Below are 24,667 nucleotides of genomic sequence, written 5' to 3' on the forward strand. Positions count from 1 at the left end.
AGCCGTCCTCACCCTCACCGGCCGCGTCGACGCCACCCGTCTGCGCGCCGCCGCCCAGGCGTTGCTCGACCGCCACGAAACCCTGCGCACCGCGTTCGTCACCGACCACGACGGCAATGCCGTGCAGGTCGTCCTCGACACCACTCGCGTGGCGTGGACCGAACACGATCGCATCGAGACCGGCGAATACGCCGACCTCGTCGAAGCCGACCGCACCGCCCGTTTCGACCTGGCCGACCCGCCGCTGATCCGCTTCACGCTGATCCGGATCGCCGAACACGAGTGGCGCTTCGTGGTGTCCAACCACCACATTCTGCTCGACGGCTGGTCGACGCCACTGGTCATGCGTGACCTGCTCGCTCTCTACGCCCTGCACGGCGACGCGAGCGCGCTGCCCGCCGTCCGCTCGTACCGCCACTTCCTGGAATGGGTTGCGCGCCAGGATCATTCGGTCTCGGTAGAAGCCTGGTCCCACGCGCTGCGTGGCGTCACCGAGCCGACCATGCTGGCCCGTCCCGACGCGAGCCGCGAGATCGCCGCGTTGTCCGACGAGTACCTGTTCGACCTCGACGAGCCGGCCACGGCGCGACTCGTGGCGCTGGCCGCCGACCTCGGCGTCACCCCGAACACCGTCTTGCAGGTGGCCTGGTCGATCGTGCTCGGCCGGATGACCGGCCGCGACGACGTGCTCTTCGGCACCACCGTCTCCGGCCGTCCCGCGCAGCTGTCCGGCGTGGAATCCATGGTCGGCCTGTTCATCAACACCGTCCCGGTGCGCGTGCGGTTCGGCGCCGCCGAATCGGTGCGCGACGTGCTCACCCGCACCCAGGGCGAGCAGGCCGACCTGCTCGACCACCACTACATCGGCCTCGCCGAGATCCAGTCCGCGGCCGGCATCGGTGGCCTGTTCGACTCCCTCGTGGTCTTCGAGTCCTACCCGGTCGACGCCGAGGGCATCAAGGCCCAGGCCGCCGATATCGACGGCATGGCCGTCACCGGCCTCGACGCCGCCGATGCCACGCACTACCCGCTGTCGCTGATCGCCCAGCTCGACACCCGGCTGCGCATCCGCGCCGGTTACCTGAGCGCCCTGTTCGACGCGGCCACCGTGCACCGCATCGCCGAACGCCTGATCCGGGTGCTCACCGCGATCACCACGGAACCGGCTGTCGCAGTGGGCGATATCGAGCTGCTCGATGCCGCCGAACGCGAACTCGTCGTCCGCGAGTGGAACGCCACCGCACACGAGGTCGACCAGCGGGCCACCCTCGTCTCGATGTTCGAGGCCCAGCTGGCGCGGACCCCGCAGGCCACGGCGCTGTCCTTCGAGGGCACGAGTCTGACCTACGCCGAGTTCGCCCAGCGCGTCTACCGCCTGTCGCGCTGGCTGATCGACCGCGGCGTCGGCCCGGAAACCTACGTGGCACTCGGCATGCGCCGATCGATCGACCTGGTCGTCGGCATGTACGCGGTGAGCGTGGCCGGTGGCGCGTACGTGCCGCTCGATCCCGATCATCCGGCCGAGCGCACGGAATACATTCTGGCGACAGCGGATCCGGTCTGTGTGCTCACCTCGGGCACCGATCTGGAGCTCGATACCGCACAGGTCCGCATCGATCTGCTCGACTTGGACGGCTACGCCGACACCCGCGTCACCGATGCCCAGCGGATCGTCGGGTTGCGTCCGGAGAACACGGCGTATGTGATCTTCACGTCGGGTTCGACGGGTCGCCCGAAGGGTGTGGCGGTCAGCCATGGTGCGATCGTCAACCGTCTCGTGTGGATGCAGGCCGCGTACGGCCTGACCGAAGCCGACGTCGTGCTGCAGAAGACGCCCGCCACGTTCGACGTCTCGGTGTGGGAGTTCTTCTGGCCCTTGCAGATCGGCGCGAAGCTGGTTGTCGCCAAGCCCGACGGCCATCGCGATCCGGCCTACCTCGCGGAGATCATTCGCGTCGAGGGTGTCACCGTCACGCACTTCGTGCCGTCGATGCTCGCGGTGTTCGTCGCCGATGCCGATGCCGCGCGTTGCGAGTCGCTGCGGATGGTGTTCGCCTCCGGTGAAGCGTTGCCGCCCAAGCCCGCTCACCGTTTGCGTGAGCTGACCGGTGCCGCGCTGCACAACCTGTACGGCCCCACCGAGGCCGCGGTCGACGTCACCTTCCACGAGGTCGTCGACACCGATGTGGACACGGTCCCGATCGGCGCCCCGGTCTTCAACACCCAGGTCTACGTCCTCGACGCGCGCCTGCGCCCCGTCCCGGTCGGCGTCGCGGGTGAGCTCTACCTCGCGGGTACCCAGCTGGCGCGCGGCTACGTCGCCCGCCCCGACCTGACCGCCGACCGTTTCGTCGCCGACCCGTTCGGTGACGACGGCGAGCGCATGTACCGCACCGGTGACCTCGTCGCCTGGACCGAACAGGGCGAGCTGGAGTACCTGGGCCGCACCGACTTCCAGGTGAAGCTGCGTGGTCTGCGCATCGAGCTCGGCGAGATCGAGTCCGCGCTGACCGGGCTCGACGAGGTGGCCCAGTCCGTGGTCGTCGTTCGTGGCGATCAGCACACCGGCGATCAGCTGGTTGCCTACGTCATCCCGGCGACCGGCCGCACCGTCGACATCGAGGACACCCGCGAGGAACTGGGCAGCAACCTGCCCGCCTACATGGTGCCCGCGGTGATCATCGTCCTCGACGAGTTCCCGCTCAACGCCTCCGGCAAGCTCGACCGCAAGGCGCTGCCCGCACCGGTGTTCGAGGCCGCGGTATTCCGCGCCCCGACCACGCCGGTCGAGGAGATCATCGCCGCGACCTTCGCCGGTGTGCTCGGCCTCGACCGGGTCGGCCTCGACGACGACTTCTTCGCCCTCGGCGGCAACTCGCTGACCGCGACCCAGGTCGCCGCACGCCTGTCGGCCGCGCTTGACACCGATATCGGTGTGCGCGAGCTGTTCGAGGCTTCCACCGTCGCCGGGCTGGCCGCCCGCGCCGAGACGCACTCCGGTGCCGAACGTCGCGCGCCGCTGGTGCCGCAGCAGCGCCCCGAGCGGGTGCCGCTGTCGCTGGCCCAGCAGCGCATGTGGTTCCTCAACCGCTTCGACCCCGAGTCCGCGGTGGACAACATCCCCGCCGCCGTCCGGCTGTCGGGCCTGCTCGACCGCCAGGCGTTGCAGGTGGCCGTGGCCGACGTGCTCGCCCGCCACGAGTCGCTGCGCAGCTACTACCCGGAGGTGGCCGGCGCCGGCTACCAGGTGATCGTCCCGACCGGCAAGGTCATCCCCGACCTGGCGCCGATCGAGACCACCGCCACCGACCTGCCGCAACGGCTTTCGGAGCTGGTACGCACCGCGTTCGACGTCACCGCCGAGGTGCCGTTCCGCGCCGCGCTGTTCGAGGTGAGCCCCACCGAACACGTGCTCGCCCTTGTCGTGCACCACATCTCGGCCGACGGCTTCTCCATGGGCCCGCTCACCCGCGACGTGATGACCGCCTACAGCGCCCGCGTGGAAGGCGCCGAACCGGCCTGGCGTCCGCTGGAAGTCCAGTACGCCGACTTCGCGCTGTGGCAGCGCGCCGTGCTCGGTGACGAGGACGACGCGAAATCGGTGATCGCCCAGCAGATCTCGTTCTGGGGTTCGGCCCTGCGCGGCCTGCCCGAGCAGCTCGACCTGCCCGCCGACCGGCCGCGCCCCGCGGTCGCCAGCGGACGCGGCGCCACCCACACCTTCGAGATCGACGCGAAAACCCATGCGGCCCTGGCTGATCTGGCCCGCACCCGTGGCGCGACGCTGTTCATGGTCGCCCATGCCTCGCTCGCGCTGCTGCTCTCGCGCCTGTCCGGCGAGCACGACATCGCCATCGGTACCCCCATCGCGGGCCGTGGTGAGCGCGCCCTCGACGACCTGATCGGCATGTTCGTCAACACCCTGGTGCTACGCACCGAGGTCGACAGCGACGCGAGCTTCACCGACCTGCTCGGCAAGGTCCGCGCGAGCGACATCGCCGCCTTCGGCCACGCCGACCTGCCGTTCGAGCGCCTCGTCGAGATCATCAACCCGGCCCGCTCGCAGGCGCGTCACCCGCTGTTCCAGGTCATGCTGGCCTTCCAGAACACCGGTCAGACCAGCCTGGAACTTCCGGGCCTCACTGTCAGCGGCGTCGACCTGCCGATCGACGTGGCCAAGTTCGACCTGCAGGTCGTGCTCACCGAGAAGCCGGGCGACGCATCGGGGATCGTCGCCGAACTGATCTACGCCACCGATCTGTTCGACGCGGCCACCATGGACCGGTTCGGTGCCCGCTTCGCCCGCCTGCTCGCCGAGATCGCGGCGGCCCCGAACCGTGCTGTCGGCGACATCGCCCTGCTCGATTCCGCCGAAACCGCACTGGCCGTGCGTGGTTGGAACGACACCGCCCATGAGCTGCCCGGCGCGGGCACCCTGGTGGACGAGTTCGCCCGCCAGGCGCTGGCCACCCCGGACGCGGTCGCGATCGTCGACCCCGCCACCGGCGAGACCCTGACCTACGCCGAATTCGCCGCTCGCGTGCACCGTTTGGCGCATCACCTGATCGAAGTCGGCGTCCGCCCGGAATCCCTCGTCGCGCTCGGGCTGCGCCGCAGCATCGACCTGGTCGTCGCCGCCTACGCGGTGCAGGAAGCAGGCGGTGGCTACGTGCCGCTCGACCTGGACCAGCCCGCCGACCGCATCGCGTACGTACTGGAGACGGCCGCCCCGGTCGCCGTCCTCACCACTACTCGCGACGGGTTCGGACTCGATGACAGCGCGACCGGTGACCTGATTACGCTGGTCATCGACGCGATCGACCTCTCGGCGTACCCGGAGACTCCGGTCAGCGATGCCGAGCGGATCGTGCCGTTGCTCCCGCAGCACCCGGCGTACGTCATCTTCACCTCCGGCTCGACCGGGCGCCCGAAGGGTGTGGCCGTGCCGCACTCGGCCGTGGTGAACCAGATCCGCTGGATCACCGGCGAATACGGTATCGACGCCGACGACGTGGTGCTGTTCAAGACACCCGCCACCTTCGACGTGTCGGTCTGGGAACTGTTCGGCCCGCTGAGCACCGGCGGCCGGATCGTCGTGGCGAGCCCCGACGGTCACCGCGATCCGCAGTACCTCGCGGATGTCATTGCCGCGCAACGGGTCACGATGACCTCGTTCGTGCCCTCGATGCTCACCGTTTTCGCGGGCAGCATCGATGCGGCCGCCATCGAGGGCGGAGCTCTGTCCTCACTGCGCGCCCTGCTGATCGCCGGTGAGGCGTTCACCGCCGATGCGGTGGTCGCCCTGCGCAAGGTGAGCGACGCGGCCCTGTTCAACCTGTACGGCCCCACCGAGTTCACCGTCCACGCGACGCACTCACCGGTCGCCGAGCAGGTCGACGGTGCCGTGCCGATCGGTTCGCCGGTCTGGAACTCGCGGGCCTACGTGCTGGATTCGCGACTGCACCCGGTCGCCGCCGGTGTCGCCGGTGAGCTGTATCTGGCCGGTGCCCAGCTGGCCCGCGGCTACTTCGCCCGCCCCGACCTCACCGCCGACCGCTTCGTCGCCGACCCGTTCGGGACCGGCGGCGAGCGCATGTACCGCACCGGTGACCTCGTCCGCCGCGACGAGAACGGTGTGATCACCTACCTCGGCCGCACCGACTTCCAGGTCAAGCTGCGTGGTCTGCGCATCGAGCTCGGCGAGATCGAGGCCGCGCTCACCGCGCACAACACCGTCACGCAGGCCGTGGTGGTCGTGCGTTCGGATGCGCGCACCGGCGACCAGCTCGTCGGCTATGTCGTCCCCGCCGCGGGCGCGACCGTCGAAATCGACGCGCTGCGTGCGCAGCTGGCCGCACAGTTGCCGTCCTACATGGTCCCGGCCGCGTTCGTCGTCATCGACGAGATGCCGCTGAGCGCCAACGGCAAGCTCGACCGCAGGGCCCTGCCCGAGCCGGTGTTCGAGGCGCGCGAGTTCCGCGCGCCGCGCACGCCGATCGAGGAGATCGTCGCCGCCACCTTCGCCGAGGTGCTCGGCCTGTCCGGCGACCGCGCGGTCGGCCTCGACGACGACTTCTTCGACCTGGGCGGCAACTCGCTCATCGCCACCCAGGTGGTCGCCCGCCTCGGTGCCGCCCTCGACACCCGCGTCCCCGTGCGCGCGCTGTTCGAGGCGCCGTCGGTGGCCGCGCTGGCTGCCAAGGTCGAGGTCCACGCGGGTAGCGGCAGCCGTCGCGAGCTCGTGGCCGGTGCGCGCCCGGAGCAGATCCCGCTCTCGCTCGCCCAGCAGCGCATGTGGTTCCTCAACCGCTTCGACAGCGCGACCGGCGTCAACAACATCCCACTGGCCGTCCGCCTGACCGGTGACCTCGACATCGACGCACTGCGTCAGGCCGTCGCCGACGTGGTCGACCGGCACGAGGTGCTGCGCACCGTCTACCCCGAGACCGCCGAGGGCCAAGGCGTGCAGGTCGTGCTGCCCGCGGGCCAGACGCCGATCTCGCTGAACCCGATCACCGTCGGCGAGGACGAGATCCGCGATCGCATCAGCGAACTCGTGCTCGCCGGGTTCGACGTCACCGCCGAGGTCCCGGTGCGCGCCGAACTGTTGCGCATCGCGGGCTCCATGGACGGCTCGCACCCCGACACCCACGTTCTGGTCTTCGTCGTGCACCACATCTCCGGCGACGGCTGGTCTGTTCGCCCGCTGGCCCGCGACGTGATGATCGCCTACGCCGCCCGCTCGCGCGGCGAAGCACCCGGCTGGGCGCCGCTGCCCGTGCAGTACGCCGACTTCGCCCTGTGGCAGCGCGAAACGCTCGGTGCCGAAGCTGATTCGGCGTCGATGATCGCCCAGCAGGTGGCCTACTGGTCGCAGCACCTGGCCGGGCTGCCCGACCAGCTCGACCTGCCCGCCGACCGGGCCCGTCCCGCCGTGGCGTCCAATCGCGGTGGCGTGCACGAGTTCTCGATCGACCCCGCCCTGTCGGCCGGACTCAACGCGCTGGCCCGCGAACACGGCGCCAGCCTGTTCATGGTCGTGCACGCCGCGTTCGCCGCGCTGCTGGCCCGCCTGTCGGGCAGCGACGACATCGCCATCGGTACCGCCGTCGCCGGTCGTGGTGAAGCGGTGCTCGACGACGCCATCGGCATGTTCGTCAACACCCTGGTCCTGCGCAGCGCCGTCGACCCGGCCCAGCCGTTCACCGAGCTGCTCGACCGGACCAGGGAGAACGACCTCGCCGCCTTCGGTCACGCCGACCTCCCGTTCGAACGCCTCGTCGAGATCCTCAACCCGGCCCGTTCGCAGGCACGCCACCCGCTTTTCCAGGTGATGCTGTCCTTCCAGAACACCGGTGAGGCGTCCTTCGAACTGCCAGGCCTCGAGGTCGCGGGCGTGCCGCTCGACGTGGTCACCGCCAAGTTCGATCTGCACCTGAACCTGGCCGACCGCCACCGTGCCGACGGTTCCGCCGACGGCATGACGGCCGAATTCGCCTACGCCACCGATATGTTCGACGCAGGCACGGTCGCCGCCCTCGCGCAGCGCCTGGTGCGGATGCTGACCGCGGTCGTGGCCAAGCCCGCCCGCGCGATCGGCGAGGTCGACCTGCTGTCCCCGGCCGAGTACCGCCAGGTGGTCACCGACTGGAACGCCACCGAGCACCCGGTCGACCGTGCCGCCACGCTGGTGTCGATGTTCTCCGAACAGGCCGCGACCAGCCCGAACGCGACCGCCGTTACCTTCGAGGGGACGAGTCTGTCCTACCGCGAGTTCACCGCACATGTGAACCGCCTCGCCCGCCACCTCATCGCCAAGGGCGTGGGCCCGGACACCATGGTCGCGCTCGGCATGCGCCGCTCGCTCGACCTGGTGATCGGCATGTACGCGGTGAGCGTGGCCGGTGGCGCGTACGTGCCGCTCGACCCCGACCACCCGGCCGAGCGCACGCACTATGTGCTCGAGACCGCGGCGCCGGTGTGCGTATTGACCACTGCCCGTGACGACTTCGACGCGGGCTCGACCACCGCGCTGAACATCGAACGCCTGGATCTTTCGGATTACTCGGATGCGCCGGTCACCGATGCCGAGCGGATCGCTCCGTTGCGTCCGGAGAACACGGCGTATGTGATCTTCACGTCGGGTTCGACGGGTCGTCCGAAGGGTGTGGCGGTCAGCCATGGCGCGATCGTCAACCGTCTCGTGTGGATGCAGGCCGCGTACGGTCTGACCGAGGCCGATGTGGTCTTGCAGAAGACGCCCGCCACGTTCGACGTGTCGGTGTGGGAGTTCTTCTGGCCCTTGCAGATCGGCGCGCGGCTGGTCGTCGCCAAGCCCGACGGTCACCGCGATCCGGCCTACCTCGCCGAGATCATCGCCACCGAGGGCGTCACCACCGCGCACTTCGTGCCGTCGATGATGTCGGTGTTCGTCGCCGAACTGGCCGAATCCGCGGCCGTGGCCCTCGCCGACGGCCAGCCGGTGTCGAACAGCCTGCGACTGGTGTTCGCCTCGGGTGAGGCACTGCCCGCGCCGACCGCCCAGCGGATGCGCGCCCTCACCGGCGCGGCCCTGCACAACCTGTACGGCCCCACCGAAGCCGCGGTCGACGTCACCTTCCACGAGGTCACCGATGCCGACACCACCTCGGTGCCGATCGGCGCCCCGGTGTTCAACACCCAGGTGTACGTGCTGGATTCGCGTCTGCACCCGGTGCCCGTCGGCGTCCCCGGCGAGCTCTACCTGGCCGGTGTCCAGCTGGCGCGCGGCTACGTCAACCGCCCGGACCTCACCGCTGACCGTTTCGTCGCCGACCCGTTCGGTGACGACGGCGAGCGCATGTACCGCACCGGTGACCTCGTCGCCTGGACCGAACAGGGCGAGCTGGAGTACCTGGGCCGCACCGACTTCCAGGTGAAGCTGCGTGGTCTGCGCATCGAGCTCGGCGAGATCGAGTCCGCGCTCACCGCGCTGCCCTCGATCGCTCAGTCCGTGGTCGTGGTCCGCTCCGACGAGCGCCTCGGCGACCAGCTCGTCGGCTATCTGATCCCGGAGGCCGGCGCGAGCATCGACCTCGATGCCGTGCGCACCGAACTCGGTGGTGCGCTGCCGACCTACATGGTGCCCACCGCGTTCGTGATCCTGGATGCCTTCCCGCTCAACGCTTCCGGCAAGCTCGATCGCAAGGCGCTGCCCGCGCCGGTGTTCGAGGCCAAGGTGTTCCGCGCGGCGTCCACCCCGATCGAAGAGATCGTGGCGGGCACCTTCGGCGACGTCCTCGGCGTGACCCGGGTCGGCGCCGACGACGACTTCTTCGAACTCGGCGGCAACTCGCTGCTGGCCACCCAGGTCACCGCCCGCATCGGCGCTGCCCTCGACATCCAGCTCTCGGTCCGCGACCTGTTCGAAGCCTCGACCGTGTCCGCGCTCGCCACCCGCGCCGAGCACAACGCCGGTTCCGGCCGGACCCGTCCGCGCCTGACCGCGGGGGAGCGGCCCGCCGTCATCCCGCTCTCGCCCGCCCAGCAGCGGTACTGGTTCCTCAACCAGTTCGACACGTCCACCTCCGCGGTCGACAACATCCCCCTCGCGGTGCGTCTCACCGGCGAACTCGAGGTGGCCGCGCTCGAACAGGCCATCGGCGATGTGTTCGCCCGCCACGAGATGCTGCGCACCACCTACCCGCGCTCGGCCGACGGCCCGCACCAGGTGATCCTGCCCGTCTCGCAGAGCCGCGCCGTGGTGCACCACATCGAGGTCACCGAGGCGGACCTGCTCGGCACCGTCATCGAATTCGCGATGACCACCTTCGACGTCACCGAAGAGGTGCCGCTCAAGGTCGCGCTGTTCGAGCTGAACGACACCGATCACGTGCTCGCGTTCACCGTGCACCACGTGTCCGCCGACGGTTCCTCGATGGGCCCGCTGGCCCGCGACATCATGGCCGCCTACGTGGCCCGCGTGCAGGGTGAGGCGCCGCAGTGGGCGCCGTTGCCCGTGCAGTACGCCGACTACGCGCTCTGGCAGCGCGAGGTCCTCGGCGACGAGACCGATCCCGAATCGCTGGCCGCCAAGCAGGTCGCGTACTGGGCCGAAGCGCTGGCCGGGCTGCCCGACCAGCTCGAACTGCCCGCCGACCGGCCGCGCCCGCCCGCGCAGTCGTTCCAGGGTCAGGCCATCCGCTTCGAGATCGACCCGACCCGCCACGCGGCCCTGCACGAGCTGGCCAGGGCGAACAACGCCTCGCTGTTCATGGTCGTGCACGCCGCGCTCGCGGTGCTGCTCGCTCGCCTGTCCGGCACCGACGACATCGCCGTCGGCACCCCGATCGCGGGCCGTGGTGAGCGTGAGCTCGACGACCTGATCGGCATGTTCGTCAACACCCTGGTGTTCCGCACCGCCGTCGACCCCGGCGTCTCCTTCGCCGAACTGCTCGCCGACGTGCGCAACCGCGACCTGGAAGCCTTCGCCAACGCCGACGTGCCGTTCGAGCGTCTCGTCGAGGTGCTCAACCCGGTCCGCTCCACCGCGCGCAACCCGCTGTTCCAGGTGGGCCTGTCGTTCCAGAACCTGGCCGACACCACCTTCGAACTGCCCGGCCTGACCGTCAGCGCCGTCGACTACGACTCCCAGCTGGCCAAGACCGACCTGCACGTCACCCTCTACGACCGCTACACCGACGACGGCGCACCGGCCCAGCTGGTCACCGAATTCGGTTACGCCATCGACCTGTTCGACGAGTCGACGGTCCAGAGCTTCGCCGACCGCTTCCTGCTGGTGCTCGACGCGGTCGCCGCCGACGCCACCATCGCGGTCGGCGATATCGACCTGCTCACCACGCCGGAATCCGCGCGGATCGTCACGGCGTGGAACGACACCGCGCACGATGTCGACACCGACGCCACCCTGGTATCGCTGCTCGACGCCACCGTGGCCGCGACCCCGGATGCTGTCGCACTGGTTGTCGATGAAGCCGACGGCCGTCGCGAGCTGACCTATGCCGAGCTCGATGCCGAGGTCAACCGCCTCGCACGGCACCTGATCTCGCTCGGAATCGGCACCGAGGACAGGGTCGCGCTGGCCATCCGTCGCTCCGCCGAGCTGATCATCGCGATGTACGCGGTGGCTCGCACTGGTGCGGCGTACGTGCCGATCGACCCGGATCAGCCTGCCGAGCGCACCGACTACATCCTGGAAACGGCCGCGCCCGCTGTCGTGCTCACCACGGCGAATGCCGAATTCAGCACGGCGGCAGCCGAAGTGGTCGTCCTCGACCAGCTCGACCTGACCGATGTGAGCGATGCCGCGATCACCGGGCGCACCCTGCTGCCCGCGAACACCGCGTACGTGATCTTCACGTCCGGCTCGACCGGCAAGCCCAAGGGTGTCGCGGTCTCGCACGGCGCGATCGTCAACCAGTTGCTGTGGGAGACGGCCGAATTCGGTATCGGTGCCGACGACGCGGTCTTGCTCAAGACCGCCGCCACCTTCGACCTCTCGGTCTGGGAGTTCTGGACCGCCGCCGTGGCGGGTGCCCGCCTGGTGGTCGCCACCGCCGACGGCCACCGCGACCCGGCCTACCTCAACGACCTGATGCGGGCCACCGCCGTCACCACGCTGCATGTGGTGCCGTCGATGCTCGACGGGCTGCTGACCGAATCCGGTGCGGCACTGCCGCGTACGTTGCGCCGTGTCCTCGCCATCGGTGAGGCGTTGCCCGCCGCGACCGCGCAGCGTTTCCGCACGGCCAACACCGCCGCGCTGTTCAACCTGTACGGCCCGACCGAGGCCGCGGTCTCGATCACCAGCCACGCGGTCACCGACGCCGACAAGGTGTCGGTCTCGATCGGTGCGCCGGAGTGGAACAGCCGTGTCTACGTGCTGGATTCGCGTCTGCGCCCGGTTCCGGTCGGTGTGTCCGGTGAGCTGTATCTGGCCGGCGCCCAGCTGGCCCGCGGCTACTTCGGTCGCGCCGATCTCACCGCCGACCGTTTCGTCGCCGACCCGTTCTCGGCGACCGGCGAGCGCATGTACCGCACCGGTGACCTCGTCGCCTGGAACGCCGACGGCGAACTGGACTACCGGGGCCGCACCGACTTCCAGGTGAAGATCCGCGGCTTCCGGATCGAGCTCGGCGAGATCGAGGCCGCGCTGCTGCGTCAGCCGGACATCACCTCCGCCGCTGTCCTTGCCCACACCGACCCCGTCGTCGGCGACCGCCTGGTCGCCTATGTCGTGGCCGACACGGTGGTGGACAAGCTGGTTCTGCGTGCCGCACTGGCCGCCGAGCTGCCGTCCTACATGGTTCCGACCGTGTTCCTGCAGCTCGACGCGCTGCCGCTCAACGCCAACGGCAAGCTCGACCGCAAGGCTCTGCCGGAACCCGAGGTCGAGAAGGCTGTGTTCCGCGCGCCGGTGAGCCCGAGCGAACAGCTCGTGGCCGCCACCTTCGCCGAGGTCCTCCGCCTCGACGCGGACAAGCGTTTCGGCCTCGACGACGACTTCTTCGCCTGGGGCGGTAACTCGCTGCTCGCCACGCAGGTCGCCGCCCGTCTGGGCGAGGCGCTCGACACCCGCATTCCCGTGCGCCTGCTGTTCGAGGCGTCCACGGTGGCTGCCCTGGCTCATCGGGTCGAGCAGCACGCCGAGACCGGAGATCGCAAGGCGCTCACGGCCGGTCCGCGTCCCGAGCGCATCCCGCTCTCGCTCGCGCAGCAGCGGATGTGGTTCCTCAACCGCTTCGACACCCAGTCGGCGGCCTACAACGTCCCGGTCGCGGTGCGGCTCACCGGTGACCTCGACGTGGCCGCGTTGCGTGCCGCGGTCACCGACCTGGTCTCGCGCCACGAGATCCTGCGCACCGTCTACCCGCAGACCGAAGCGGGCGCGGCACAGGTGATCCTGTCGCCCGCGCAGGCCGCGCCGGAGCTGATCGAACGCACCGTCGCCGCCGACGAGGTGGAATCGGCGGTCGCGGAACTGATGTCGACCAGCTTCGATGTCACCGTCGAGGTGCCGCTGAAGCTCGCGCTGTTCCAGGTCGAGGACACCGATGAGTTCGTGCTGGCCCTGGTCGTGCACCACATCTCCGGTGACGGTTCCTCGGTCGCCCCGCTGACCCGCGATCTGATGACCGCCTACGCGGCCCGCTCGACGGGCTCCGAGCCCGGCTGGTCGCCGCTGGCCGTGCAGTACGCGGACTACAGCATCTGGCAGCGCGACCTCCTCGGCAGCGAGGACGACGCGGAGTCGATGGCGTCCAAGCAGGTCGCGCACTGGAAGCAGGCCCTCGCCGATCTGCCCGATCAGCTCGACCTGCCCGCCGACCGTCCGCGCCCGGCGGTGCAGACCTTCGCCGGTAGCAAGGTCGACGTCCAGATCGACGCCGACACCCACCGCGCGCTGGTCGAACTGGCCCGCGCCGAGGGCGCGACCCTGTTCATGGTCGTGCACACCGCCCTCGCGGTGCTGCTCGCCCGCCTGTCGGGCACCGACGACATCGCCATCGGCACCCCGATGGCCGGTCGTGGCGAAGCCGCGCTCGACGACATGATCGGCATGTTCGTCAACACCCTGGTGTTCCGCACCAAGGTCGACGGCGGCGAAGCCTTCACCGAGCTGCTGGCCCGCCAGCGCGAGGACGACATCGCGGCGTTCGCCAACGCCGACGTGCCGTTCGAGCGCCTGGTCGAGGTGCTCAACCCGGTGCGCTCCACCGCGCGGCACCCGCTGTTCCAGGTCGGTCTGTCGTTCCAGAACCTCAGCCGCGCCACCCTGGAACTGCCGGGCCTGACGGTCTCCGGACTCGATATCGCCACCGAGCTGTCGCAGTTCGACCTGCACCTGATCGCCACCGACCGCTACGGCGATGCCGGTGAGCCCGAAGGCATCTCGGGTCTGTTCACCTACGCGACCGACCTGTTCGACCACGCCACGGTCGAAGGTTTCGTCGAACGATTCGTCCGCCTGCTCGGCGCGATCGTCGCCACCCCGCGCACCGCGGTCGGCGATATCGAACTGCTGGCACCCGCCGAACGCACCCAGGTGCTCGAGGCCCGCAACGCCACCGCCTACGCGTTCGACACCGAGGCCACCCTGGTCTCGCTGCTCGACGCGTCGGTGGCCGCCGACCCGAAGTCGACCGCCCTGGTCACCGACGACGGCGCCCAGCTCACCTACGCCGAACTCGACGCGAAGGTGAACCGCCTCGCGCGGCACCTGATCTCGCTGGGTGTCGGCCCGGAATCCCGTGTCGCGCTGGCCATGCGCCGCTCGGTGGACCTGGTTGTCGCGATGTACGCGGTGGCCAAGTCCGGTGGCGCGTATGTGCCGGTCGACCCCGATCAGGCGGCCGAGCGCACCGACTACATCCTCGAGACGGCGGCACCGGTCTGCGTGCTGACCAACGCCGAGTTCGCCACCGATGTCGCGCCCGTGGTCCGCGTCGACGAGCTCGACCTGGAATCGATCGGCGCCGCACCGATTTCCGATGCCGAGCGCACCGAACCGCTGCGTCCGGAGAACACCGCGTACGTGATCTTCACCTCCGGCTCCACCGGTCGGCCGAAGGGTGTCGCCGTTGCGCACGGCGCGATCGCCAACCAGTTGCAGTGGAAGCTGATCGAGTTCGGCATGGACGCGGCCGACGCGGTGCTGCTCAAGACCGCCGCCACCTTCGACCTCTCGGTCTGGGAGTTCTGGTCGGCAGCGGTGTGCGGTGGTCGCCTGGTGATCGCCTCGGCCGACGGCCATCGCGAACCGGCCTACCTCAACGAGCTGATGGCCCGCGAATGGGTCACCACCCTGCACGTGGTGCCGTCGATGCTCGACGCGCTGCTCGCCGCGGGGATCCCCGATTCGCTGTGGCGGGTCCTGGCCATCGGTGAGGCGCTGCCGGGCTCGCTGGCCCAGCGTTTCCGCGCCGAGTTCAGCCGCACCGAGCTGTTCAACCTGTACGGCCCGACCGAGGCCGCGGTCTCGATCACCTCGCACCGCGTCAACGCCGCCGACCAGGTGTCGGTCTCCATCGGTTCGCCCGAGTGGAACAGCCAGGTCTACGTGCTCGACGAGCGCCTGCGCCCGGTGCCCGACGGTGTCGCCGGTGAGCTGTACCTGGCCGGCGCGCAGCTGGCTCGCGGCTACTTCGGTCGCGCCGACCTGACCGCCGATCGTTTCGTCGCCAACCCGTTCACCCCCGGTACCCGCATGTACCGCACCGGTGACCTGGTGGCCTGGAACAACCGCGAACTCGACTACCGCGGCCGCACCGACTTCCAGGTGAAGATCCGCGGCTTCCGCATCGAGCTCGGCGAGATCGAGGCCGCGCTGCTCGCGCTGCCCGAGATCGCGCAGGCCGCCGTCATCGCCAAGTCCGATCCGCGCACCGGTGACCGCCTGGTCGCCTACCTGGTCGGTGCCGATATCGAGGTGGCACAGGTCAAGTCGGCGCTGTCGGCCGGACTGCCGTCGTACATGGTGCCCGCCGCGTTCGTCGTGCTGGACGCGCTGCCGCTCAACGTGAACGGCAAGCTCGACCGCAAGGCGCTGCCGGAGCCGGAGTTCGAGGCGCAGGCCTTCCGCGCGCCGTCGACCCCGATCGAGGAGATCGTGGCAGGCGTGTTCGCCGATGTGCTCGGCGCCGAGCGCGTCGGCGCCGACGACGACTTCTTCGCCCTCGGCGGTAACTCGCTGCTGGCCACTCAGGTCGCGGCCCGCCTCGGTGCCGCACTGGACAGCCGGGTGCCCGTGCGCCTGCTGTTCGAGGCGTCGACGGTGGCCGGTCTCGCCGTGCGGGTCGAGCAGGGTGCGGGCGCCGGTGGGCGTCGCGCGCTGGTCGCCGGACCGCGTCCGGATCAGGTGCCGCTCTCGCTCGCGCAGCAGCGCATGTGGTTCCTGAACCAGTTCGACACCGCGTCCTCGGTGAACAACATCCCCGTCGCCGTCCGCCTGTCGGGCGCGCTGGATGTCGGGGCACTGCAGCTGGCCGTCGCCGATGTGCTCGCGAGGCACGAGACCCTGCGCACGGTGTACCCGTCGACCGACGGCACACCGCACCAGGTGATCCTGCCGGTCGAGGGCAATGTGCCGGATCTGACGCCGGAAACCGTTGCCCCCGAACAGGTTCGAGACAAGATTGCCGAGCTGATCTCCACCGGCTTCGATGTGATCGACGAAGTGCCGTTGCGTGCTCGTCTCATGCGGGTCGCCGACGAGGAGTTCATCCTCGTCTTCGTCGCCCACCACATCAGTGCCGACGGCTGGTCCATGGGCCCGCTGACCCGCGACGTGATGATCGCCTACGCCGCCCGTGCCGCCGGTGAAGCGCCGGGCTGGGCGCCGATGCCGGTGCAGTACGCCGACTTCAGCGTCTGGCAGCGTGAGGTCCTCGGCGCCGAGACCGACGAGACCAGCCTCGTCGCCCAGCAGGCCGACTACTGGAAGCGCGCACTCGCCGGTGTCCCCGACGAGCTGAACCTGCCGCTGGATCGACCGCGTCCGAGCACGCAGTCCTTCGCCGGTGGCCGGGTGCTGTTCCCGATCGGCGGCGACATCCACGCCGGGCTGTCCGCCATCGCTCGCGAGCAGAACGCGACGCTGTTCATGGTCGTGCACACCGCCCTGGCGGTGTTCCTGGCGCGCATGTCGGGCACCGAGGACATCGTCATCGGTACGCCGATCGCGGGCCGTGGTGAGGCCGAACTCGACGACGTGATCGGCATGTTCGTCAACACCCTCGCCCTGCGCACGCAGGTGGGCGGGCAGCTGAGCTTCGCGGAGCTGCTGACCCAGGCCAAGGAAGCCGACCTGGCCGCCTTCGCCCACGCCGACATCCCGTTCGAGCGCCTGGTGGAACTGCTCAACCCCGAGCGCTCCACCGCGCGGCACCCGCTGTTCCAGGTGGCGCTGTCGTTCGAGAACCTGCCCGACGCCAGCTTCGAGCTGCCGGGTCTGTCGGTCTCGGCCGTCGACTTCGATGTCGACACCGCCAAGTTCGACCTGCTGCTCACCGTGCGTGAAGCGGCTGCCGGGGACGAAGCCGGCGCCTACGCCGAGTTCTCCTACGCCAGTGCGCTGTTCGACCAGTCGACGGTGGAGAAGTTCGCGCAGCGCTTCCAGCGTCTGCTCGCCGAGGTCGTCGCCGATACCACCACCCCGGTCGGCGATCTCGAACTCCTCGACACCACCGAGCGCACCGAACTGCTCACTCGCACAGGCGGTCCCGCCGCTTCGGTGAGCACATTGCCGGAGCTCCTCGCGCAGGCGGTGGCGTCCAACCCGACCGGTCAGGCCATCGTCGCGCCCGGTGAGTCGGCCTCGCTGACCTATGCCGAGCTCGACGCGGCGTCCTCCCGTCTGGCGCGGGTACTCATCGAGCGCGGTGCCGCACCGGAGACGGTCGTCGCCATCGCCATGCAGCGTTCGCTCGACACCACCCTGGCGATCTGGGCCGTCATCAAGACCGGTGCGGCGTTCCTGCCGGTCGACCCGAAGTACCCGGCCGAGCGCATCGCGCACATGATGTCGGACTCCGGTGCGGCACTGGGCATTACGGTATCGGCCGAGGTCGGGCACCTGCCCGCCCCCGCGCTCGACGACTGGCTGACTCTCGACGACACGGCCACCGAGGCCGCGATCGCCGCACAGTCCGACGCCCCGATCACCGAGGCCGACCGTCGTGGCGCGGTCCGCCCCGGCAACACGGCCTACATGATCTACACCTCGGGTTCGACGGGCCTGCCCAAGGGCGTCGTCGTCACCCACGCCGGTGTGCCCAACTTCGCGGCCGCCCAGGTCGCGCAGTTCGGTCTCGACAAGAACGCGCGGACCCTGGCCTTCGCGTCACCGTCGTTCGACGCCTCGATTCTCGAGTTCCTCCTCGCGGTCGGTTCGGCGGGCACGCTCGTCATCACGCCGGTCGGTGTGGTCGGCGGCGAGGAGCTGGCCGACATCATCGCGAGCCAGCAGCTCACCCACGTGTTCCTCACCCCGCTGGTCGCGGCGTCGATGGAACCCGCGGCGCTGGCCGGACTGGAAGCGCTGATCGTCGGTGGCGACAAGGCCCCCGTCGACCTGGTCGCGAACTGGCACAGCGCGGGCACCGACCCGGCGTACCACCGGTTCTACAACGCCTACGGTCCGACCGAGGCGACCATCGCCACCAACCTGTCCGATCCGCTGCTGCCGGGCGACACCATGAACATCGGTGGCCCGATCGCGGGTGCGACCGTGCTGGTGCTCGACAGTCGCCTGCGTCCGGTGCCCGAAGGTGTGGCCGGTGAGCTGTACCTCGGTGGTGTCCCGCTGGCTCGTGGCTATCACGCGCGCCACGGCCTCACCGCCGAGCGTTTCGTGGCCAGCCCGTACGCCGACGGCGAGCGCCTGTACCGCACCGGTGACGTCGTCGCCTGGCGCACGGTGCACGGCAAGCCTGTCGTGGAATACGTGGGCCGCAACGACTTCCAGGTGAAGATCCGCGGTTTCCGGATCGAGCTGGGCGAGATCGACGCGGTCCTCACCGCGCACGACGACGTCGAGTTCGCCGCCACCATCGGCCGCAAGACCGACGCGGGCGCCACCATCCTGGTGTCCTACGTGCGCGCCACCGCCGACCCGGCAGCCCTGGTCGAGTACGCGGCCCAGCACCTGCCCGCGCACATGGTGCCCGCCGCCGTGATGGTCCTCGACGAGATCCCGCTGACCCCCGCGGGCAAGCTGGACCGTCGCGCACTGCCCGAGCCCGTGCTCGCCCCGCGCGAGTTCCGGACGCCGACAAGCGAAGTCGAGGCGATCATCGCCACCGTCTACGCCGAGGTGCTCGGTGTCGACGCCGTCGGCCTGGACGATTCGTTCTTCGCCCTCGGCGGCGACTCGATTCTGTCCATCCAGCTGGTCTCGCGCGCCAAGGATCGCGGCGTGCTCTTCAAGCCGCGTGATGTGTTCGAAAAGCGCAGCGTGGCAGGGCTTGCCGAGATCGCCGTGCTCGCGGGCGATGCCGAACAGATCGTCCTCGAGGAACTGCCGGGCGGTGGTGTCGGCGACATCCCGATGCTGCCGATCATGCGCCAGATCCTCGCCGGTGGCTCCACCTACGACCGGTTCTCCCAGTCGATGGTGCTTCGCCTGCCCGAGAACATCACCGCCGAGGTTCTGCACGCCACGATCGGTGCGGTCTTCGACCACCACGACGTGCTGCGTTCGCGCGTCGCTCGTACCGAGGCGCCCGTGAGCGCGGATCAGTCGGGCAGCGAGAACGGCTGGGTCTTCGAGGCTTTGGCGCCGGGCGAGGTCGACGTGACCGCACTCGTGCGCCGGGTCGAGGTAGCCGGTGACATCGCCGACGATCAGCTCTCCAAGCTGGCCAGCGTCGAATACGACCAGGCCATGGGTCGTCTCGACCCCGCCAACGCCGCCATGGTGCAGTTCGTCTGGTTCACCTTCGGTGAGCCCGCCGAGGGTCCGCGCCGCCGCGACGTGCTGCTCATCGTCGGCCACCACTTCGTGATCGACGGCGTCTCCTGGCGCATCCTGATCCCGGACCTCGGTATGGCCTGGGGCCAGATCGCGGCGGGTCAGCCGGTCACGCTGCCGGTCAACGGCACCTCGATGCGGCGCTGGGCGCACAGCCTGGTGGAGCAGTCGACCGACCGTCGCGCGGAACTGCCGTTCTGGCGCGAGGTTTCGGCCACCGCCGATCCGCAGCTGGGTGCTCGGGCCTTCGACCCGCAGGTCGACACCTTCGCCACCGTCGACCGGGTGCAGGTCACCCTCTCGCCCGAGGTCACCGACGCGATCCTCACCGCGATCCCCGGCCTCTACCACGGCGGCGTCAACGACGGCCTGCTCAGCGCACTCGCGCTGGCCGTATCCCGGTGGCGCGGTGACGAATCCGGCACCGCGGCGCTGATCAAGCTGGAAGGCCACGGCCGCCAGGAAGAGATCGTCGCCGGTGCCGACCTGTCGCGCACCGTCGGCTGGTTCACCACCGCCTTCCCGGTCCGCCTCGATCTCGCGGGTGCCGACCTCGACGACGCGTTCGCCGGTGGCGCCGTGCTCGCCGACGTGATCAAGTCGGTCAAGGAGCAGATGCTGGCCGTGCCCGACAAGGGCATCGGTTACGGCATGCTGAAGTACCTCACCACCGAGGGCGCGGATCTGCCGAGCGTCGGCCAGATCAGCTTCAACTACCTCGGTCGCGCGACCGCGGGTGAGATCCCCGCCGAACTCGCCGAACTCGGCTGGGTGCCGGTGGCGGATCTGGGTCAGCTCGACGCCGAGATGGACCTCGACATGCCCGCCAACGCGACGCTGGATATCAACGCCATCGTCAACGACGGTGACGAGGGCCCGCAGCTCGGCGCGAATATCGCGTTCCCGAAGGGGCTGCTCACCGTCGAACAGGCTCAGGAGTTCGCCGATCTGTTCGTGGCCGCGCTGACCGCGCTCGCCACGCACGCCCAGCGTGCCGACGCGGGTGGCTTCACCCCGTCCGACATGCCGCTCGTGCGGGTGGGCCAGCCCGATCTCGAGCTCTGGGAGCGCGATTACCCCGCGCTGTCGGAAGTGTGGCCGCTCTCGCCGCTGCAGGCAGGCCTCATGTTCCACGCCATGCTCAGCTCGGCGACCGTCGACGTCTACACCGTGCAGGCCGTGCTCGACCTGACCGGCACACTCGACAAGCAGCGCCTGCGCGGCGCGGCCCAGGCCGTGCTCGACCGGTACCCGAACCTGCGGACCGCGTTCGTCACCGATTCGGCCGGTCAGCCGGTGCAGGTGGTGCTGTCCGAGCTCGAGGTGCCGTGGCGCGAGGTCGACCTCACCGACCTGCCCGAGGACGAGCGGATGCCGCGCATGCGGCAACTGCTGCTCGCCGACCAGGCGAACCAGTTCGACATGGCCACCGCGCCGCTGATCCGCTTCGGTCTGTACACGGTCGGCGAGGGTCAGGCGCACCTGGCGATCACCGTCCACCACATCCTGGTCGACGGCTGGTCGATGCCGCTGCTCATGCGTGATCTGCTGGTTCTCTACGCGGTGCACGGTGACCTCACCGCGCTCCCGCGCGTGGCGTCCTACCGCAACTTCCTGTCCTGGCTCTCGGGCTGGGATCGTGAAGTGTCGCTGCAGGTGTGGGCCGAAGCGCTGGCCGGGGTCGAAGGCCCCACCCAGCTCGCGCCCGCGCCGCGTTCCGAGGAACGCTACGAACTCGGCAAGGTCATCGTCGAGATCGACAACGACCGCACCAGGGCGCTCGGCAAGTTCGCCGGCGAACTGGGTGTCACCGTGAACACGCTGCTGCAGACCGCGTGGGGCATCGTCGTCGGGCGCCTCACCGGCCGTGACGACGTGGTGTTCGGCGCGACCGTCTCCGGTCGCCCGGCGGACCTGCCCGGCGTCGAGTCGATGGTCGGCCTGTTCATCAACACCCTGCCCGTGCGCATCCAGATCGACGACAGGATGACGGCGGAGAAGCTGACCCAGCGGGTGCAGTCCGAGCAGGCAGAACTGCTCAGCCACCACTTCGTCGGCCTGTCCGATATCCAGCGGGTGGCCGGTATGGGCTCGCAGTTCGACACGCTGGTGGTGTTCGAGTCCTACCCGATGGACAAGGACGCCGTCACCGCGGCGAGCTCGATCGACGGCATGCAGGTCACCGGTGTCGGCCTCGACGACGCCACCCACTATCCGCTCACGCTGGTGGTGATGGCGGAGTCGACCATCGAGATCACGATGAAGTACCTGACCAGCACCTTCACCGCCGACGAGGTTCGCACGCTGTCGCAGCGCCTGCTGCGCGTGCTCGACGAGCTGCTCGACAACCCGACCGGCCTGGTCGGCGACATCGACATCCTCGACGCGAACGAACGGGCCCAGCTGCTCGCCGATTCCGGTGTGACAGCCGCTGTTTCGGCCCCGGTCGCGTCGGGTGTCGGCGCGCAGACGGTGGCGAAGGTGCTCGCCGAGGTCGTCGAAGCCGACCCGCAGGCCCCGGCCCTGCTGCGTGGCGACAGCGAAATCGCCTACAGCGCACTGGATCGCAAGTCCTCACAGCTGGCCCGCGTGCTCATCGCTCGCGGGGCGGGTCCCGGCGACGTGGTCGCGATCTCGCTGCCGCGCAGCGTGGATTCGGTCCTCGCCGCCTGGGCGGTCCACAAGGCGGGTGCCGCGGTGCTGTTCGCCGGTGAACTCTCCGGCGTCGAGATCGCCGCTACCGGAGCGACATTCGGCATCAGCGCGGCCCCGGTCGCGGGCGTGGCAGGCCAGTGGTTGCTCCTGCCCGACATCGAAGCCGACATCGCCGAGGCCGCGGCCCACCCCGTCTCCTACGCCGACCGGGTCCGCCCCCTCGCCGAAACCCACCCGGCCTTCGTGCTGGTCTCCGGCGAGAACACCACGGTCCTCGACCAGTCCGAAGCGGTAGCGCTGGCCGAACGTCTCCGTGACGAACACGGCATCGACTACGAATGCACCACCTACACCACCCACGCCTCCGGCCCGGCCGCCATCCAGGAATTCCTGACCTCGTCCAGCGCAGGAGCGCTGTCGGTCCTGCCCAACGGCTCGGTCGAAGACGACCTGGCCGACGGGGAGGTCACCCACTGGTTCGTCACAGCGGCGGATCCGACCGACGCGGCCGGCGGTGAAGTCGGAGTGATCGTCGCGGAGTAGGCCCGAAGCTGCTCGCCCACCAGGTCATCTCTGCTGGGCGAGCAGCCGCGAGCCTGCCGGATGCCTCTCGCAGCCGCTAGACTCGAATCGACCGACGCGGGCGGCGCGCGGTGCATTCGACGAGGTCGGAGGTGGATGAATGGCGATGCCATTGCCGCGCTCCGATCATTGGACTGCCGCGGATCTCGATCAGATGCCCGATGACGGTCTGCGATATGAGGTGCTGAATGGCCAGCTCGTCGTGCACGCAGCGCCGAAACCGATGCATCAGTGGTTGATAAAGCGGCTCACACAGGTCCTCGATGCGGTTGTGCCTGCCGACCGATTCGTGATGGACGGTGTCGGCGTGCTCATCGGCGATGACGAGCCCATTCCCGACCTGATGGTGGTCGCGGGGCCGATCGATTGGCACGGGCGCGGGGTGCCGGTCGGTCAGGTCGAACTAGCCGTCGAAGTCGTGTCGAAGTCGACAACGTTGCAGGACCGGATGGTAAAGCCTGTGCTGTACGCAGAGGCGGGCATCCCGACGTACTGGCGTTTCGAGATCAACTCGTTCAAGGGCCGTCTGGTCGATGAGCAGCTGCCGGTGCTGTTCGCCTATGCGCTCGGACCGGACGGAGAATACGAGCACACGCACCGTGCGTCGGCCGGTGACCCGGTGACGTTGCGAGCACCGTTCGAGGTCACGTTCGACCCGGGTGCGCTGCTCCCGCGCTAGGTCACCTCGAGTACGCCCCCCGCCCCGGGGTCGCCGTCGTGCCGCTACTCGGACGCTGGTGGGTGGATGTGATGTGGGGTCTTTGTTCTCGAAATGTGCTCGACGCTGAACCGGGATAGGGTCCGGGTTCGCTTCGGGAACAGGAAGGGAGCGGTCGGTATTACGCTTCGGGTTTGGCTGAGCAGTGCTGGTGCGGCAACCGTTCAGGTCATGCGGTTATTGCGGGAGAATCCCGACGGGGTCGACGTCACTATTTACGCCAGCAATGTGGATCCGAGTGCGGCCGCCCTCTCGGTGTGTGATGTGTCGGCGATCGAACCCAGGTATGTCAGCAACGAGGAGTATGCGCGGTTCGCGCTCGACTTCTGTCGCACGTACCGCATCGACGTTCTCATCCCGCCGCGCCGTCTCGACGCGCTCGCGGGCCGGGTGGCGGACTTCGCGGCGGTCGGCACCAGCCTCATGTGTTCGCCGCTGTCGGCGGTGAAGGCGCTGACCGACAAGGTCCGCACCTATGAGATCGCTGGTGCGGCAGGCGTTCCTGTGCCACCGTGGCGGGAGGCGCGAGACGCGCAGGAGTTCCGCGCGGCGGTCGACGAGTTGTCGATGGGCGGGGAGACGCTGTGTATCAAACCGAGCGGTGAGTTCTCGGCGTTCGGGTTCCGCATCCTGGACGACCGCCCGCTGACCATGGCGAACCTTCGCGTCGCACCCCGGCCGGTGGCCTCGGTCGAGGCGATCGCGGGGGCGATGTGCCGGGCAGCGGCAGAAGGGGAGGCGGTGCCGCCGCTGCTCGTGATGCCGTTCCTCGAAGGTCCGGAGATCAGCATCGACTGCCTTTCCGCTCCGGGTGGTGAACTGCTGATGGGAATTCCACGGGCCAAGCAGGGACGCTTCCGCATCCTGCTCGATAATCCCGACCTGGTAGACATCGCCCGCCGGCTCGTGCGGCATTTCGAACTGGCCTACCTGACGAATGTTCAATTGCGTTATCGCGGTGGCCAACCGGTGCTGCTCGAAGCGAATCCACGACCCTCGGCGGGTTTGTTCCACACGTCCTTCGCCGATGTGAATCTGCCATGGGCCGCGGTTCGACTACTGCTGCAAGGGGATTCGGGATTGCGGAATCCGCCACGGCTCGGTGCCTGCCTGGCCGTAGCGGAAGCGGTCATGGAGGTCGCGCCGCAGGTGGATGGTCAATTCCCGGGTGCGGTGCGCAGGAGCGCGGACCTGGTGCCCGGCTGACCGAAAGTGGCTGCGCTCGCGAATATCTCGATCGGCGC

General features: G+C 69.4%; 3 protein-coding genes (1 of these 3 running past the window's edge). All 3 read left to right on the plus strand.

Annotation, left to right across the window (positions count from 1 at the left end):
* A protein-coding gene (locus ACFWPK_RS05440) for a non-ribosomal peptide synthase/polyketide synthase (RefSeq protein ID WP_378913336.1) crosses the window boundary here: on the plus strand, positions 1 to 22,666 show its 3' portion. Its footprint begins 21,071 nt before the window's first position; 22,666 of the gene's 43,737 nt are visible here — the last part of the coding sequence; its start codon lies beyond the left edge, outside the window; the stop codon is at positions 22,664 to 22,666.
* Between the two features lie 139 nt (positions 22,667 to 22,805).
* Entirely contained in the window at positions 22,806 to 23,384 is a 579-nt protein-coding gene (locus tag ACFWPK_RS05445) for a Uma2 family endonuclease (RefSeq protein ID WP_378913337.1), read from the plus strand.
* Positions 23,385 to 23,477: 93 nt separating this feature from the next.
* Positions 23,478 to 24,629: an ATP-grasp domain-containing protein gene (locus ACFWPK_RS05450; RefSeq protein ID WP_378913338.1), complete on the plus strand. Its 1,152-nt coding sequence runs from the start codon at positions 23,478 to 23,480 to the stop codon at positions 24,627 to 24,629.
* Positions 24,630 to 24,667: the final 38 nt, after the last annotated feature.

It is taken from the genome of Nocardia sp. NPDC058519 (genome assembly GCF_042719755.1).
Taxonomy (GTDB): domain Bacteria; phylum Actinomycetota; class Actinomycetes; order Mycobacteriales; family Mycobacteriaceae; genus Nocardia.

Coding starts and splice junctions, on each gene's coding strand:
- ACFWPK_RS05445 (WP_378913337.1), top strand. CDS start 22,806: ATGGCGATGCCATTGCCGCGCTCCGATCATTGGACTGCCGCGGATCTC.
- ACFWPK_RS05450 (WP_378913338.1), top strand. CDS start 23,478: ATGTGCTCGACGCTGAACCGGGATAGGGTCCGGGTTCGCTTCGGGAAC.